The 16186-nt window shown below is 70.0% G+C and carries 14 protein-coding genes and 1 pseudogene; 4 read left to right on the plus strand and 11 right to left on the minus strand.

Annotated elements, in window-relative coordinates:
* Positions 1 to 4: 4 nt before the first annotated feature.
* From ftsH to dacB, 5 genes are all read right to left on the minus strand, one after another.
* Complete coding sequence (gene ftsH / locus ACFYPJ_RS04480; protein ID WP_389010349.1) at positions 5 to 2044, minus strand: ATP-dependent zinc metalloprotease FtsH; 2040 nt, start codon at positions 2042 to 2044, stop codon at positions 5 to 7.
* A 185-nt stretch (positions 2045 to 2229) separates the two neighbouring features.
* Complete coding sequence (hpt, locus tag ACFYPJ_RS04485; RefSeq protein ID WP_389010352.1) at positions 2230 to 2790, minus strand: hypoxanthine phosphoribosyltransferase; 561 nt, start codon at positions 2788 to 2790, stop codon at positions 2230 to 2232.
* 65 nt (positions 2791 to 2855) lie between these two features.
* Positions 2856 to 3923, minus strand: a complete 1068-nt coding sequence (gene tilS / locus ACFYPJ_RS04490) for a tRNA lysidine(34) synthetase TilS (protein WP_389010355.1) — start codon at positions 3921 to 3923, stop codon at positions 2856 to 2858.
* A gap of 192 nt (positions 3924 to 4115) precedes the next feature.
* Complete coding sequence (locus tag ACFYPJ_RS04495; RefSeq protein ID WP_389010358.1) at positions 4116 to 5249, minus strand: zinc-dependent metalloprotease; 1134 nt, start codon at positions 5247 to 5249, stop codon at positions 4116 to 4118.
* 294 nt (positions 5250 to 5543) lie between these two features.
* On the minus strand, positions 5544 to 7217 hold the full coding sequence (gene dacB / locus ACFYPJ_RS04500; RefSeq protein WP_389010361.1) for a D-alanyl-D-alanine carboxypeptidase/D-alanyl-D-alanine-endopeptidase: 1674 nt from the start codon (positions 7215 to 7217) through the stop codon (positions 5544 to 5546).
* Positions 7218 to 7302: 85 nt separating this feature from the next.
* Here dacB and ACFYPJ_RS04505 point away from each other — a divergent pair, with 85 nt between their 5' ends.
* Positions 7303 to 7794, plus strand: coding sequence for an inorganic diphosphatase (locus ACFYPJ_RS04505; RefSeq protein ID WP_389010364.1), 492 nt, complete (start codon positions 7303 to 7305; stop codon positions 7792 to 7794).
* 187 nt (positions 7795 to 7981) lie between these two features.
* Complete coding sequence (locus ACFYPJ_RS04510; protein ID WP_389010367.1) at positions 7982 to 9643, plus strand: threonine/serine exporter ThrE family protein; 1662 nt, start codon at positions 7982 to 7984, stop codon at positions 9641 to 9643.
* Positions 9644 to 9678: 35 nt separating this feature from the next.
* On the opposite strand, the gene ACFYPJ_RS04515 is transcribed toward ACFYPJ_RS04510, so the two are convergent.
* Positions 9679 to 10740 (minus strand): VTT domain-containing protein, encoded by a 1062-nt coding sequence (locus tag ACFYPJ_RS04515; protein ID WP_389010370.1) that lies wholly within the window; start codon positions 10738 to 10740, stop codon positions 9679 to 9681.
* A gap of 150 nt (positions 10741 to 10890) precedes the next feature.
* On the opposite strand from ACFYPJ_RS04515, the gene ACFYPJ_RS04520 reads away from it, so the two are divergent.
* Complete coding sequence (locus ACFYPJ_RS04520) at positions 10891 to 11256, plus strand: YbjQ family protein (RefSeq protein WP_389010373.1); 366 nt, start codon at positions 10891 to 10893, stop codon at positions 11254 to 11256.
* Positions 11257 to 11259: 3 nt separating this feature from the next.
* Here the strand turns inward: ACFYPJ_RS04520 and ACFYPJ_RS04525 are convergent, their stop codons facing one another.
* Positions 11260 to 12030: a MerR family transcriptional regulator gene (locus ACFYPJ_RS04525; RefSeq protein WP_389010375.1), complete on the minus strand. Its 771-nt coding sequence runs from the start codon at positions 12028 to 12030 to the stop codon at positions 11260 to 11262.
* Between the two features lie 326 nt (positions 12031 to 12356).
* Here ACFYPJ_RS04525 and ACFYPJ_RS04530 point away from each other — a divergent pair, with 326 nt between their 5' ends.
* Positions 12357 to 13772, plus strand: coding sequence for a glutamate decarboxylase (locus ACFYPJ_RS04530; protein WP_389010377.1), 1416 nt, complete (start codon positions 12357 to 12359; stop codon positions 13770 to 13772).
* A gap of 135 nt (positions 13773 to 13907) precedes the next feature.
* Here ACFYPJ_RS04530 and ACFYPJ_RS04535 read toward each other — a convergent pair.
* The 4 genes and pseudogenes from ACFYPJ_RS04535 to ACFYPJ_RS04550 all read right to left on the minus strand — a co-directional run.
* Positions 13908 to 14240 (minus strand): annotated as a pseudogene (locus tag ACFYPJ_RS04535) (ABC transporter permease); the annotation flags it as partial.
* Between the two features lie 241 nt (positions 14241 to 14481).
* Positions 14482 to 15123, minus strand: a complete 642-nt coding sequence (locus tag ACFYPJ_RS04540) for a PadR family transcriptional regulator (RefSeq protein ID WP_389010380.1) — start codon at positions 15121 to 15123, stop codon at positions 14482 to 14484.
* Positions 15124 to 15161: 38 nt separating this feature from the next.
* On the minus strand, positions 15162 to 15386 hold the full coding sequence (locus ACFYPJ_RS04545) for a DUF397 domain-containing protein (protein WP_389010382.1): 225 nt from the start codon (positions 15384 to 15386) through the stop codon (positions 15162 to 15164).
* Positions 15379 to 16173 (minus strand): helix-turn-helix domain-containing protein, encoded by a 795-nt coding sequence (locus ACFYPJ_RS04550; protein ID WP_389010388.1) that lies wholly within the window; start codon positions 16171 to 16173, stop codon positions 15379 to 15381. Before ACFYPJ_RS04550 ends, ACFYPJ_RS04545 begins: the two co-directional genes overlap by 8 nt.
* Positions 16174 to 16186: the final 13 nt, after the last annotated feature.

Below are 16186 nucleotides of genomic sequence, written 5' to 3' on the forward strand. Positions count from 1 at the left end.
CAGGTCAGCTCTCCGGGCGGTCCTCCGGCGACGGCTCGACCACCGGGGCGGACTCGGCCGCCGTGGACTTGGCCGTGCTGATCGCCGGCGTGGAGCCGTTCGCACCGTTGGTCAGTGCCAGCTCCTTGGGGGAGAGCACCGGCGGGCGGGTGGACGGCGTACGCCGGGAGGAGCCGGTCCAGGCGGGCCGCGACGGGCGCTTGACGATCGACGCGAAGATCTCGGCGATCTCCTCCTTGCCCAGGGTCTCCTTCTCCAGGAGGGCCAGGACGAGGTTGTCGAGGACGTCGCGGTTCTCGACCAGGATCTCCCAGGCCTCGTTGTGCGCGTTCTCGATGAGCTTCTTGACTTCCTCGTCCACCAGCGCGGCGACCTCTTCCGAGTAGTCGCGCTGATGAGCCATCTCACGGCCGAGGAACGGCTCGGTGTTGTCGCCACCGAACTTGATCGCGCCGAGACGCTCGGTCATGCCGTACTGGGTGACCATCGCGCGGGCCGTGGTGGTGGCCTTCTCGATGTCGTTCGCGGCGCCCGTGGTCGGGTCGTGGAAGACCAGTTCCTCGGCCGCACGACCGCCCAGCATGTAGGCGAGCTGGTCCAGCATCTCGTTACGGGTCGTGGAGTACTTGTCCTCCTCCGGGAGCACCATCGTGTAGCCGAGGGCCCGGCCGCGGGACAGGATGGTGATCTTGTGCACCGGGTCGGAGTTCGGAGAGGCCGCCGCGACCAGGGCGTGTCCGCCCTCGTGGTACGCGGTGATCTTCTTCTCCTTGTCCGACATGATCCGGGTCCGCTTCTGCGGGCCCGCGACCACCCGGTCGATCGCCTCGTCCAGCATCTGGTTGTCGATCAGCTTCCTGTCGCTGCGGGCCGTGAGCAGCGCCGCCTCGTTCAGCACGTTCGACAGGTCGGCACCGGTGAAGCCGGGGGTGCGGCGGGCGACGGCCGAGAGGTCGACGTCCGGAGCGACCGGCTTGCCCTTCTGGTGGACCTTGAGGATCTCCAGACGGCCCTGCATGTCCGGGCGGTCGACCGCGATCTGGCGGTCGAAGCGGCCGGGGCGCAGCAGCGCCGGGTCGAGGATGTCCGGCCGGTTCGTCGCAGCGATGAGGATCACACCGCCCTTGACGTCGAAGCCGTCCATCTCGACGAGCAGCTGGTTCAGCGTCTGCTCGCGCTCGTCGTGACCGCCGCCCAGGCCGGCCCCGCGGTGGCGGCCGACGGCGTCGATCTCGTCGACGAAGACGATCGCCGGGGCGTTGGCCTTCGCCTGCTCGAACAGGTCACGGACCCGGGAGGCACCGACACCGACGAACATCTCGACGAAGTCGGAACCCGAGATCGAGTAGAAGGGGACCCCTGCTTCGCCGGCCACGGCGCGCGCGAGCAGGGTCTTGCCCGTACCGGGCGGGCCGTACAGCAGCACGCCCTTGGGGATCTTGGCGCCGACGGCCTGGAACTTGGCCGGCTCCTGCAGGAACTCCTTGATCTCCTGGAGTTCCTCGACGGCCTCGTCCGAGCCCGCGACGTCCGAGAACGTCGTCTTGGGCGTGTCCTTGGTGATGAGCTTGGCCTTGGACTTCCCGAAGTTCATGACCCGGGAGCCGCCGCCCTGCATCTGGTTCATCAGGAACAGGAAGACGACCACGATCAGGACGAAGGGCAGCAGCGAGAGCAGGACGCCGACGAACGGGTTCTGCTTGGACGGCGACACGGTGTAGCCGTCCGGGATCTGCTTGGCCTGGTACTTGGTCTGCAGCGTGTCCGCAATGGTCACGCCCTGGTCGCCGATGTAGCTCGCCTGGATCTTCGAGCTGCCGTCGACCTTCTGGCCGTTCTTGAGGGTGACCTTGATGCTCTGCTCGTCACCGGTGGTGAGTTTGGCCGACTCCACCCTGTTGTCGTTGATCGCCGCCACGACCTGGCCGGTGTCCACCGTCTTGTAGCCGCCGGACGAGCCGACGACCTGCATCAACACGACCACGGCAAGGACGGCCAGCACGATCCACATGACCGGCCCACGGAAGTATCGCTTCACGTCCATCCATACGGAGCGGTTTCGCCCCGTCCCTCCTGCCATAGTGAGTTTGATAAGACAGTTCTTCTGACGGTACCCCAGCATTGTTGCCCGAAGGCGCACGGACTGCTGGCAATCCCGTCTCTGCATGCTCCAACGGCGCGAGGCCCGCTGGGGTTCCCGGTGGTGCCACGGGCCTGTACCCGAAGGGTTCAGCCGCCGTAGACGTGGGGCGCGAGCGTACCGACGAACGGGAGGTTGCGGTACTTCTCGGCATAGTCGAGTCCGTAGCCGACCACGAACTCGTTGGGAATGTCGAACCCGACCCACTCCACGTCGATGGCGACCTTCGCGGCCTCGGGCTTGCGCAGCAGCGTGCACACCTTGAGGGTGGCGGGCTCGCGCGAGCCGAGGTTGGAGATCAGCCAGGACAGGGTCAGACCGGAGTCGATGATGTCCTCGACGATGAGCACGTGCCTGCCCTTGATGTCGGTGTCGAGATCCTTGAGGATCCGCACCACACCGGAGGACTGGGTGCCCGCGCCGTAGGACGACACGGCCATCCAGTCCATGGTGACAGGGGTGGACAGCGCCCGGGCGAGGTCCGCCATGACCATCACGGCCCCCTTGAGGACACCGACGATCAACAGGTCCTTGCCCGCGTACTCCGCGTCGATCTTCGCGGCCAGCTCGACCAGCTTCGCGTCGATCTCTTCTTTGCTGATGAGCACCTGCTGGAGGTCGGCACCCATGTCTTTCGCGTCCACCCGCATCACTTTCGGTCGTCCCGCAGTTACGGCCCCGGCCCGTCCGGTCCCTCCGCGCGGAGAGGTGGGATTCAGGCTTGCCGGATGACCAGTCTGCCACCCTGCCTCTGGGCGACGACTTTGCCCGGGAGGTTGATGGCTCCCTGGCCGCGCCAACCGGTGATCAGCCGGTCGACCTCCTCGATGTGCCGGGCGAACAGCGAACCGGCCGGTGCGCCCGCGTCGATGGCGGCTCGGCGCAGGACACGGCGGCGCACGGCGGACGGCAGCGCGCACAGCTTGGCGCACTCCAGGAGGCCGGTGGCGTCGCGTACGGCGCTCTCGGCCTGACTGGCCCAGGTGTCCAGGGCGTCGGCGTCGTCGCGGGACAGCTGCGCGGTGCGGGCCAGGGCCTCCACGACGCCCTTGCCGAGCGCCTTCTCCAGGGCGGGCAGCCCCTCGTGGCGGAGCCGGGAGCGGGTGTACGCCGGATCCGCGTTGTGGGGGTCGTCCCAGACCGGCAGGGACTGGACCATGCACGCCTTGCGTGCCGTCTGCCGGTCGAGGTGGAGGAACGGGCGCCGGTAACGGCCGCCGGCCCCCGAGACCGCGGCCATGCCGGACAGGGAGCGGATGCCGGAGCCCCGGGCGAGGCCGAGCAGGACGGTTTCGGCCTGGTCGTCACGGGTGTGGCCGAGCAGGATCGCGAGGGCGCCGTGGCGGTCGGCGGCGGCGTCGAGGGCGGCGTAGCGGGCGTCGCGGGCGGCGGCTTCCGGGCCGCCCGAGCGGCCGACCCGCACGCTGATGGATTCGACCGGTTCGAGACCGAGTTCCCGCAGCCGCAGCACGACCTCGCCGGCGCGGGCGTCGGAGCCGGGCTGCAGGCCGTGGTCGACGGTGATGCCGCCGGCGCGGATGCCGAGTTTGGGGGCCTCGAAGGCGAGGGCGGAGGCGAGGGCCATGGAGTCGGCGCCGCCGGAGCAGGCCACGAGCACGAGCGGGGACGGGGAACGCTCGTACACGGCGCCGCGGACGCCGCCGCGCGGGACCGCGCGCCGGTGCCCGGCCGCCGCGGATGCGGGGGTTTCGCGGGCGAGGAGGTCGGTCAGGACGCGGCGGACCGCCAGGCGTATCGCCGCGACCGCAGGATGGGGACCCATGTCCGGTTCCCTTCATGAAGTTTTCGGGGGGTGAGCCCGATGCCGGTCACTCAGAGTGTGTCGATGGTGACAGAAACGGGCCGTTCCCCGAGCATTGCACGCCTACCCATGGCACACGGTCCCTCGGACGGGTGATTGAAGGGGCGTTCGCCTGCCGCGGACCGGATCGGTTTCACGACGCCCGCGCGCCGTTCACGACTCCGTCCTGCCGTGCACCCGCGTGACCCAGTCCGCCGGTTTGGCGATCTCCGCCTTGGTGGGCAGGGTGTTCGGGGACGTCCACACCCGGTTGAAGCCGTCCATGCCGACCTGCTCTACGACGGCTCGTACGAACCGTTCGCCGTCACGGTACTGCCTGAGTTTGGCATCCAGGCCGAGCAGCTTGCGCAGGGCCATGTCCAGCCGGGAGGCGCCCTTGGCCCGGCGCTGCTGGAACTTCTCGCGGATCTCGGCGACGCTCGACACGACCTCCGGGCCGACCCCGTCCATCACGAAGTCGGCGTGCCCCTCCAGCAGCGACATGACGGCGGTGAGCCGGCCCAGGATCTCCCGCTGGGCGGGCGTCTGCACCAGTTCCACGAAGGACCGGCCGCCGTCCTCCTCCTCCGCCTCGGGGCGCCCGCCGGCCAGCGACTGGGCGGCCTCACGGATGCGTTCCAGGACGGTCATGGGGTCGACGTCGGTCTCCGCGAGGAACGCCTGGATCTCGCCCTCCAGGTGGTCGCGCAGCCAGGGCACCGCGGAGAACTGCGTACGGTGCGTCTCCTCGTGCAGGCACACCCACAGCCGGAAGTCGTGCGGCTGGACATCGAGTTCCCGCTCCACGTGGACGATGTTCGGCGCGACCAGCAGCAGCCGGCCGCCGCCGTTCTCGGCCGCCGGGAGGTCCCGGCCGGAGGGGGCGAAGGTCTCGTACTGGCCGAGGACGCGGGAGGAGAGGAAGGACAGCAGCATGCCGAGTTCGACGCCGGTGACCTTGCCGCCGACGGCACCGAGCACCGCGCCGCCCGGCATGCTGCCGCGTCGCTCCTGCATCTTGTCGAGCAGCGGCCGCAGGATCTCCCGGAACCCGGCGACGTTCGCCCGGATCCAGCCGGGGCGGTCGACGACGAGCACGGGGGTGTCGTGGATGTCCTCGCCGCCCATCCGGGTGAAGCCCCGGACGTGCTCCTCGGACGCCTTCGCGTGCCGGCGCAGCTCCGCGACGACGGCCCGGGCCTCGTCGCGGCTCACCTCGGGGCCCGGCCGTACGAGCCGCGTCGCGGTCGCGACCGCGAGATTCCAGTCGACCATCCCAGAAGAAGCGGCACCGCCGATGCTCGTCATGCGTCAACGGTACGTGAGCGTTACCACTTGGGGCAGGCCGTACGGGGCGCTTGCCGCGAGGGTGAGCGGGGAGGGGTGCGTGGTCGTCCGTCGTCACCCGCGGGTGCGTCGTGGCTGGGCGCGCAGTTCCCCGCGCCCCTGACGGGGCGCTGCCGGCCGTCGCGCGGCATCACGTGAAAGCAGGGCAGGGCGGGGCGGGCACCCGTCGTCACCCGCAGGTCCGTCGTGGTTGAGCGCGCAGTTCCCCGCGCCCCTGACGGGGCACTGGCCGTCGCGCGGCGCCAGTGCGCGGGGTCAGTTCGTGAGGGCTGTGGCCGTTGTGTCCAGGGCTGTCTGGGCCTCGGTGGGGTTTGTCGTGTTCGATGCGAGGAAGGCGAACGCCAGCAGTCGGCCGTCTCGGGCGACCACGGTTCCGGCCAGTGAGTTCACGCCCGTCAGGGTGCCCGTCTTGGCCCGTACGAGGCCCGCCGCGGCGTTCTTGTAGCGGTCGCTGAGGGTGCCGGAGAAGCCGGCCACGGGGAGGCCGGTGAGGACCGGGCGGAGGTCGGGGCGGGCCGGGGAGGCGGCCTTGGCCAGGAGGGCGGTGAGGAGATGCGCCGTCAGCCGGTCGTCGCGGTTGAGGCCGCTGCCGTCGTGGAACACGGCGCCGGCCGTCGGCAGGCCCAGCTTCGTCAGCTGGGCGGCGATCGCCCGTCCGCCGCCGGCGAAGTCCGCGCGGACGCCGGTGGCGACGGCGGTCTGCCGGGCCAGGGCCTCGCCGAGGTCGTTGTCGCTGTTGGTCAGCATCCGTTCGACCACCTCGGACAGAGGCGGTGAGAAGACGGTGGCAAGGGTCTCGGCGCGGGCCGTGGCCTTGGCCTTGGCCGGAGCGGACGCGGTCGTCCGGACGCCGGCGTCGGCCAGGAGACCGGCGAAGGTGCGGGCCGCGGCCGCCGCGGGGTCGGACACCCGGGGCGCCGGGCCGCTCGCCGAACCGTCGGTGCGGCCCTCGTCGGCCATCAGGGCGTCGACGCGGGCGAGGTTGTCGTTGACGCCTATGGGGTGCAGGCCGGAACCCGCGTACAGGGTGCTGTCGTGGGACAGGGTGACCTGGCGGACGCCGCGGGCGCGCAGTGCCTTCGCGGTGTCGGTGGCGAGCGTGCGCAGGCTGGCCCAGCCGCCGGCTTCCTTGCGGGCGGTGAGGGTGGGGTCGCCGCCGCCGACCAGGACGAGCCGGCCGGTGCCGGGCTCCAGGGCGGTGCGGGTGGTCAGGCGGTGGTCGGGGCCGAGGGCGGAGAGGGCGGCGACCGCCGTGGCGATCTTCGTGGTGGAGGCGGGGGTCAGCGGCTTGTCCGCGCCGCTGCCGTACAGCCGTTCCCCGGACGCGGCGTCGACGACCGCGGCAGCGTGCGCGGCGCCGAGCGCGGGGACGTCCAGCAGCGGGCCGAGGACGTCCGCGAGGGGTTTTCCTCCGTGGGCGGCGTCCGCGGCCTGCGCGGTGCCGCCGAGGCCGGTCAGCACGGGCGCCGCGCTCGGGGCGGGCCGGGGCGGCGCGGCGGCCGTGCCGGAGTCACCACCGTGATCTGTGCCACCTGCCCGGCCCAGGGCGGCGGCCCGGTCGCGCTCGGCCGTACGCTGACCCGTGGCGTCCCAGGGGCCGGCGGCCGTCACCACCCCGACGGCCAGTGCCAGCCCGGCGGTGGCGGCGCCCGCTGTGTACTGCCAGGTCCGCGCGGCCCGGGGCCCGGGGATCCGCGCGAGTTGCGGTTTCACGGTCCGTACGAGTCGTGTGAGCTGCGGCTTCACGGTCCGAACAAGCCGCGCGAGATGCGGCTTCACGGTCCGTACGAACCACGGTTCCAGGGTTCGTACGAGCCGCGCGAGCCGCTGCCGGGCGGTCGTCGCGGCTCCTGCCAGACGCGGTCGTACGGCGTTCGCGATCCGCACCAGATGCGGTCTCGCGGCACGCCAATGCCTCGGCTCTGGCATGACCACCAACCCCTTTCGCGATCACACAGCGGCGTGAGGGACACTTAACCACCAGAACTATGTGCTGATCATGGAGGAGCCACCGGTGGAGTTCGACGTCACGATCGAGATCCCGAAGGGTTCGCGGAACAAGTACGAGGTGGACCACGAGACCGGTCGTATCCGCCTGGACCGTCGCCTCTTCACCTCGACCGCCTACCCGGCCGACTACGGCTTCGTCGAGAACACCCTCGGCGAGGACGGCGACCCGCTGGACGCGTTGGTCATCCTGGAGGAGCCGACCTTCCCGGGCTGCCTGATCCGCTGCCGCGCGATCGGCATGTTCCGCATGACGGACGAGGCGGGCGGCGACGACAAACTGCTGTGCGTGCCGGCCACCGATCCGCGGGTGGAGCACCTGCGTGACATCCACCACGTGTCCGAGTTCGACCGCCTGGAGATCCAGCACTTCTTCGAGGTCTACAAGGACCTGGAGCCCGGCAAGTCGGTCGAGGGCGCCAACTGGGTGGGCCGCACGGACGCCGAGGTGGAGATCGAGCGGTCCTACAAGCGCTTCAAGGAGCAGGGCGGTCACTGAGCCGCAGCTCCACGGACGGGCCGCACGCGCACGCGTGCGGCCCGTTGGTGCGTCCCCGCGCATACCGGGGCTTTCGGAGGGTTCCGTTCCGGAGCGTTGTCGCCCAGGATCTTCCTCCAAGGCTCTCCAGGATCGTCCGGAGAGTGTCGTCGTCCAGGGGACCTTGTCGTTCAGGGGGCGTTGAGGAGTGACGGAGGCAGCCGACCGCAAACCTCGCTCGGACGAGGCGCGGACCACGTACGACCCCGAGCTCACGTCGGAGTTCACCGTTCCCGAGGGCCTCGCGGTGCCCCGGAACGGCGGTGAGTCCGACACGACCTCCGAGTTCGCCGTGCCGAAGGGCCTCGACGCGCCCCATCCGTCGGGCGCCGAAGCGGAAGGGTCGGCGTTCACCCCGCCCAGCGGCTACAGCATCCAGCACGGCCCGACCGCGTTCACCCCACCCAACGGTTTCCCGGCCGTCAGCCTGACCAAGGACGCGCCCTGGCAGGACCGGATGCGCACGATGCTGCGCATGCCGGTGGCCGAACGCCCGGCGCCGGAGCCGGTGCAGAAGGCGGAGGAGGGCGCCCCGGCCGTCCCGCGCGTGCTCGACCTGACCCTGCGCATCGGCGAACTGCTGCTGGCGGGCGGCGAGAACGCCGAGGACGTGGAGGCCGCGATGTTCGCGGTCTGCCGGTCCTACGGGCTCGACCGGTGCGAGCCCAGCGTCACCTTCACCCTGCTGTCGATCTCGCACCAGCCGTCCCTGGTGGACGACCCGGTGATGGCCTCGCGGACGGTTCGCAGGCGCGGCACCGACTACACGCGTCTGGCGGCCGTCTTCCGGCTCGTGGACGACCTGACCGACCCGGAGACCCACATCTCCCTGGAGGAGGCGTACGGGCGGCTCGCGGAGATCCGCCGCAACCGGCACCCGTACCCCGGCTGGGCGCTCACCTCGGCGAGCGGGCTGCTGGCCGGTGCCGCCTCGGTCCTGGTCGGCGGCGACCTGGTCGTGTTCTTCGCCGCCGCGCTGGGCGCGATGCTCGGCGACCGGCTCGCCTGGCTGTGCGCGGGGCGCGGGCTGCCGGAGTTCTACCAGTTCACCGCGGCCGCGATGCCGCCGGCCGCGATCGGGGTGATGCTCACCGTGGCGCACGTCGACGTACGGGCGTCGGCCGTGATCACCGGTGGGCTGTTCGCGCTGCTGCCGGGGCGGGCGCTGGTGGCGGGCGTGCAGGACGGTCTGACCGGCTTCTACATCACCGCGTCCGCGCGGCTGCTGGAGGTCATGTACTTCTTCACCGGCATCGTCATCGGGGTGCTGACGATCCTGTATTTCGGGGTGAAGCTGGGCGGCCGGCTCAACCCCGAGGCGGCGGTGAACATCGAGGGCCGGCCGCTGCTGCAGATCGCCGCGTCGATGCTGCTGTCGCTGACCTTCGCCGTGCTGCTCCAGCAGGAACGATCCACCGTGCTGGCCGTCACCCTCAACGGGGGCGTCGCCTGGACGGTGTACGGCGCCATGCACGACGTCGGCGGCATCTCACCGGTCGCCTCCACAGCAGTGGCGGCGGGTCTGGTGGGCCTCTTCGGACAGTTGCTGTCGCGCTACCGGTTCGCTTCCGCGCTGCCGTACACGACGGCCGCGATCGGGCCGCTGCTGCCGGGTTCGGCGACCTATTTCGGCCTGCTGTCCATCGCGCAGAACGACATCGACAAGGGGCTGGTGTCGCTGGCGAAGGCCGTGTCCCTCGCCATGGCCATCGCGATCGGGGTCAACCTCGGGTCGGAGATCTCGCGGCTGTTCCTGCGGGTCGGTTCCGCCCGGAAGCGGCGGGCGGCCAAGCGGACCAGGGGCTTCTGACCCGCTTGTGCCCGGGTGTCGTGCGGTCGGGTCGCTCAGGGGCGGTGGTCGCCCTGGCGGGAGTCGTACGGGTACTGCTGGCGGCCGTATCCCCCATTGCCGTGGCCCTGCTCGCCGTAGCCCTGGTCGCCATAGCCCTGATCGTTGTAGCCCTGGTTTCCGTGGCCCTGGTTTCCGTGGCCCTGGTTTCCGTGGCCCTGGCTGTCGTAACCCCGGCCGTCCTGGCCCTGGTTCCAGCCGCCGTACGGGTCCTGGGGCTGCTGGGGCTGCTGGGGGTGCTGCGACTGCTGGCCGTAAGGCTGCTGAGACTGCTGTCCGTAGGGCTGCTGCGGCTGCTGCGGCTGCTGGCCGTAAGGCTGCTGCGGCTGACCGCCGTAGGACGGCTCGACGCGGCGCAGCTGGGTCGTGGCGTCGTCCATGGCCGGCGGCTGCTGCTGGAAGGGCTGCGCGGCGGCCTGCCCGGCGGGCGGGTTCTTCTTGCTCTTGGCGCGGGCGCGCAGGAACTCGATGATGAGCGGAACCACCGAGACGAGGACGATCAGGATCAGGATCGCCTCGATGTTCTTGTTGACGAAGTCGATCTTGCCGAGCCAGGACCCGAGCAGGGTCACGCCCGCGCCCCACAGGACGCCGCCGATGACGTTGAAGGTCAGGAACGAGCGGTACTTCATGCCGCTGACGCCGGCGATGATCGGCGTGAACGTGCGCACGACGGGCACGAAGCGGGCCAGGATCAGGGACTTCGGGCCGTACTTCTCGAAGAACTCGTGCGCTTTGGTGACGTTCTCCTGCTTGAAAAGACGGGAGTCCGGACGGTTGAAGAGGCTCGGGCCGACCTTCTTGCCGAACATGTAGCCCGCCTGGTCGCCGAGGATCGCGGCGACGCAGATGAGGGCGATGGCGCCCCACAGCGGGAAGTCCAGCTGGCCCGAGGTGATCAGCAGCCCGGCCGTGAACAGCAGCGAGTCGCCGGGCAGGAAGAAGCCGATGAGGAGTCCGGACTCGGCGAAGACGATGAGCAGCAGACCCCAGATGCTGTAGGTGTCCAGCAGGTAATTGGGGTCCAGCCAGCTCGGGCCGAGGGCAAGCGGCATCACGGTTCCGGACTCCTGAGGAGGTGAGGGCGTTGGTGACGGTGGTGGCGTGCAAGTACGACCGCACAAAGCTATCAACGCCTTGCGTACGCCCCCGGTTCCACCGGTGGCCCCAGGATGCACGGTGGGCCGGCCCCGGCAAAGCTGTGGACCATGAGTATCGATGAATACGGCGGTGGCCAGGGACCCCAGCCCGACGTGCTGGTCGTCACGACGAACGACGTTCCCGGGTACCGGGTGCGCGAGGTCATCGGCGAGGTCTTCGGGCTGACCGTGCGCTCCCGGCACCTGGGAAGTCAGATCGGCGCCGGTCTGAAGTCGATGATCGGCGGTGAGCTGAAGGGGCTCACCAAGACGCTCGTGCAGACCCGCACCCAGGCCATGGACCGGCTCGTCGCGCAGGCACGCGCGCGTGGCGCCAATGCCGTCCTCGCCTTCCGGTTCGACGTGACCGAGGCGGCCGACGCGGGAACGGAGGTCTGCGCGTACGGGACGGCGGTGATCATCGACAGGGCGTAGTGCCTAGCCGGCGGGGGTGCCGTGCCGGGTCGCGTTCGCGTCGATCGCGGCGCTCAGGTGCTCGGCCATGCCGGGCCGCATGGAGTCGTAGAAGGCCTTGAAGCGCTCGTCGGCCACGTACATCTCGCCGAGGCAGCGGTGCATGGCGTAGGGGCACTCGTAGAACCACGCAGAGATGTGCCCCCGGTGCTCCTCGGCCAGGTCCATGGCCGGCTCGCCGACCGGGTCGGCGCCCGCGTCCACCAGAGCCACGTACCGCTCGCTCCAGTCGTCGGACTCGGCCTGCATCCGCTTCCAGTCCTCCTTGGTGTAGCGGGCGGCGCGGCGCTGCGACTCGGCGTACGCCTCCGTGTTGCCCCAGCGTGCCTCCGTCTCCTCCGCGTACTGCTCGGGATCGTTGTCGCCGAAGACCTCGAACCGCTCCTGTGGCGTGAGGTTGATGCCCATCCTGCGTGCCTCCATGGCGTTCTCCACGGCCGCGGCCATCTGTTGCAGCTTCTCGATCCGGGCGGTCAGCAGTTCGTGCTGGCGGCGAAGGTGCGCGCGCGGGTCCGCGTCCGGGTCGTCGAGCAGGGCCGCGACCCCGTCGAGCGGAAAGCCGAGTTCCCGGTAGAACAGGATCTGCTGCAACCGGTCGAGGTCGGTGTCGCTGTAGCGCCGGTGGCCTGCTTGGCTGCGTCCGCCCGGCACCAGCAGGCCGATCTCGTCGTAGTGGTGCAGGGTGCGCACCGTGACTCCGGTGAATCCGGCGACCTGTCCCACGGAATAGCTCACTTCCGCTCCTTCTTCTGGTACGCGCCCCACGGTGCCGCCTCACGTGACGTGAGGTGCAAGTCCGTTCCTTGAGGTGCAGGCTTGGCCACTTTCGGGATGTTCGCTCACTTATGTCGTTTTTCATGGGCCCGCTCCCCTATCGTGAGCCCGTTCACTGCCGCGGTGCACGTCGCGTCGCCCACGGCCCCGCGCCGCCTCGCGCAGCGCCGCGCCGCGCCGCCGCGCACTGCACCACACCGCCCCGCCGACGGCCACCGGGCGTCCGGATGACCGGGCGTCCGGAAGACCGTGGATGCCCGCTCCCGACCCTCCAGGAAGGCACCTCAATGGCACTGCACAAAGGTCCGCAGAAACACGAACAACACCGGCAGTTGTCCGTCAACCCGTTCTTCGGTGAGGCCAATCCGGTCGGCGGCATGACCGAGGCTCCGCCCACCAGCCGGCTGCCGAAGGAACCGCTGGCTCCCTCCACGGCGTACCAGCTGGTGCACGACGAGCTGATGCTGGACGGCAACTCCCGGCTCAACCTGGCCACCTTCGTCACCACCTGGATGGAGCCACAGGCCGGCGTCCTGATGAGCGAGTGCCAGGACAAGAACATGATCGACAAGGACGAGTACCCGCGCACGGCCGAACTGGAGCGGCGCTGCGTGGCGATGCTCGCCGACCTGTGGAACGCGCCGGACCCGTCGGCCGCCGTGGGCTGTTCGACGACCGGCTCCAGCGAGGCGTGCATGCTGGCCGGCATGGCGCTCAAGCGGCGGTGGATGCAGCACAACGCCGACCGCTACCCGTCCAGCGGGGTCCGCCCCAATCTCGTCATGGGGGTGAACGTCCAGGTCTGCTGGGAGAAGTTCTGCAACTTCTGGGAGGTCGAGGCCCGCCAGGTGCCGATGGAGGGCGAACGGTTCCACCTCGACCCGCAGGCGGCTGCCGAGCTGTGCGACGAGAACACCATCGGGGTCGTCGGGATCCTCGGCTCCACCTTCGACGGGTCGTACGAGCCGATCGCCGACCTGTGCGCGGCCCTGGACACCCTCCAGGAGCGGACCGGCCTGGACGTGCCGGTGCACGTGGACGGCGCGTCCGGCGCCATGGTCGCGCCGTTCATCGACGAGGACCTGGTGTGGGACTTCCGCCTGCCGCGGGTGGCCTCGATCAACACCTCGGGGCACAAGTACGGCCTGGTCTACCCCGGTGTCGGCTGGGCGCTGTGGCGGAACCAGGAGGCGCTTCCGGGGGAACTGGTCTTCCGGGTCAACTACCTGGGCGGGGACATGCCGACCTTCGCGCTGAACTTCTCCCGGCCCGGCGCGCAGGTGGTCGCGCAGTACTACACCTTCCTGCGGCTGGGCCGCGAGGGCTACCAGGCCGTGCAGCAGTCCACCCGGAACGTGGCGCGCGCGCTCGCCGAACGGATCGAGGCGTTCGGCGACTTCCGGATGCTGACCCGGGGCGACCAGTTGCCGGTGTTCGCCTTCACCACGGCCCCGGACGTGACGTCGTTCGACGTCTTCGACGTCTCCCGGCGGCTGCGGGAGGGCGGCTGGCTGGTGCCCGCCTACACCTTCCCGCCGCACCGGGAGGACCTGTCCGTCCTGCGGATCGTGTGCCGCAACGGGTTCTCCACCGACCTCGCCGACCTGTTCGTGGAGAACCTGGGCCGCCTGCTGCCGGAACTGCGCCGGCAGCCGCATCCGCTGACGCGGGACAAGGTGGCGGCTACCGGTTTCCATCACTGAGCGGTGACGCTCCGCTGGGGAAAGCCGTGTTACGTCGTCGGTCGTCCGCGGCCAGCGTCGTGGCTCGTCGCGCAGTTCCCCGCGCCCCTGACGGGGCGTCGGCCCTCGCCGGAGTCGAAAGTTTCCCGGTGGGGCTCAGTGGCTGAGGCGAGTGAATCTGTGGATCGCCAGGGGGAAGAACACCGCGAGCAGGGCGAGCGGCCAGAGCGCCGCGGGCAGGGCGTGTCCGGGTTCGCCGGCCGGGCCGCCGAGGAGTTCCCGTACGGCGGTGGCCGTGTGGGACAGCGGGTTCCACCGGACGGCCGTGCCCAGCCAGCCGGGCATGGCCTCCGGCGTGGCGAAGGCGTTGGAGAGGAAGCCGACCGGCCAGACGAGGATCTGCACGGCCTGCACCAGTTCCGGTTTGCCGGCGACCAGGGCCAGGTGGATGCCGATCCACAGCATCGCGAAGCGGAGAAGGAGCAGCAGGGGCGGACATCGCGCTGCGCAGGCCGACCCTGGACGAGGTGTTCCTGCACCTCACGGGACGCGAGAACCGTACGGACCGGATGAAGGAGAACGTGTGAGCAGCCACGCCCTGGCCGACTCCTGGACCATGACCCGCCGCGAACTCGCCCACTGGGCAGGCGATTGGTCAAACTTGATTACTGCGGCGGCTGCGTCCGGGGAACAGCCGCCCCGCCGGCCGAGGCGGTCCCGGGTGGGTGCCTCAGCGTGCGTCTTCCGGATGCTGTTGGGTCGTGGCGTACGGGTTCTCCTGCCCGTCGACGAGGACGCCCACGAACGGCTCGCCCTCCCCGGCGAACGTGTAGGCACCGCTCTGGACCCGCTCGATCAGCCCGCGGGTCCACTCGGCGCCCGTGTCGGCGGCGTGCACCCAGAGGTTCATGATCTCGCCGATGTGGCCGAACTGGCCCGGACCGTCCTCGGGCGTGTAGTGCTCGACGACGGTCCTGCGCCACGCCTCGATGGCCCGTACCCGCTCCTCCAGCAGGTCGAGGGCCTCCTCGCGGCGGAGGTCGACCATGAAGCCGAGGGCCGCGGTGAGCACGTCCGGCCGCTGGTCGTAGGCCGTGAGGTAGGTCCGCAGCAGCGAGAAGTACTCCGCGGTGCCCGCCTCGGTGACCTCGTACTCGGTGCGCGGCGGCCCGCCGGCCGTGGACGGCGCGATCTCGTGCGCGAGCAGCAGGCCCTGCTTGGCCATCTGCTTCAGGGCGTGGTAGATCGAGCCGGGCTTGGCGTTGGACCACTCGTGCGCGCCCCAGTACTCCAGGTCGTTGCGCACCTGGTAACCGTGGGCCCGCCCGTGCTGGCGGACCGCGCCCAGCACGAGGAGACGGATCGCTGACATGTGATCCAGGTTATTGCCCGGCATGAACGACGCGACGGTCAGGGACGGAGCATCCCGCTCCGGACCCCGCGGACGAACGACGACCACGCCGAGCGCGGGAGCAGCAGGGCGGGGCCGTGGGGGGTCTTGGAGTCGCGGACGGGTATGCCGGAGGGGTGGTCGTCGAGGACTTCTAGGCAGCTACCGGCTTCACTCCCGCTGTAGGACGACTTGCGCCAGCCACTCAGCAGGGCGGCGTTCGGGACGGTGCGGTCGTCAGTCATGGTCTCCGTAGTCCTTCGCTGTTGTCCTGAGCAGGGTCAGCGACTCCTTCAGCGGCAGCGCGTCGCTCAGCGCGAGATCGTAGCGGCCCTGCAATTCGTGGACCACGGACGGAGAGTCGTGCAGTTTCCCCACCCGTTGTCCCTCGGCGTACCCAACAGGAGGCTGGTCCTCGAACCACATCAGCGTGAGCATGCTCTCCATCATGGGATGAATGCCCACACCGAACGGCAGTAGGTGCACTCGGATACGGTCGGTCTCGGCGAGGCGGACGATGTGCATGATCTGCTCTGCCATGACGCCCTCGCCCCCCACTGGACGGCGCAGCACCGCCTCGTCCAGCAGCGCCCAGACTACGGGTGTCAGCGGATCGTCGAGGATCTTCGCGCGCTCAAGGCGTGTGACAACGCGCCTGTCACATTCCTCTTCACCCACCGGAGGGAACGCCGAACCCAGAACCGCACGGGCGTACCTTTTCGTTTGCAGGATGCCCGGCACGAAGGACAGCGCGAACTCCCTGATCATCACCGCCTGTTGTTCGAGCGCCAGCGCCGCTCCGAAGTAGTCGGAAACCGCCGCGTCATCCTTGGGCAGAAAGCTGCTCAGCACATCCCCCGTGTTCAGAACGCTGTCGAGTCGCCGCGCATCCTCCTTCGACGGCACCCGGCGCCCGGCCTCGATGTGCGCGATGTACGAACGGGTCATCACCGCCAGGTCGGCCAGTTGCTGCTGGGTCAGGCCCGCCGACTCGCGCTGTTGTTTGAGCCAGTCCCCGTAGATGTTGCCCATCGGATCAACTCCC

Origin of the sequence: Streptomyces sp. NPDC006012, from assembly GCF_042871185.1 — a bacterium.
Taxonomy (GTDB): domain Bacteria; phylum Actinomycetota; class Actinomycetes; order Streptomycetales; family Streptomycetaceae; genus Streptomyces.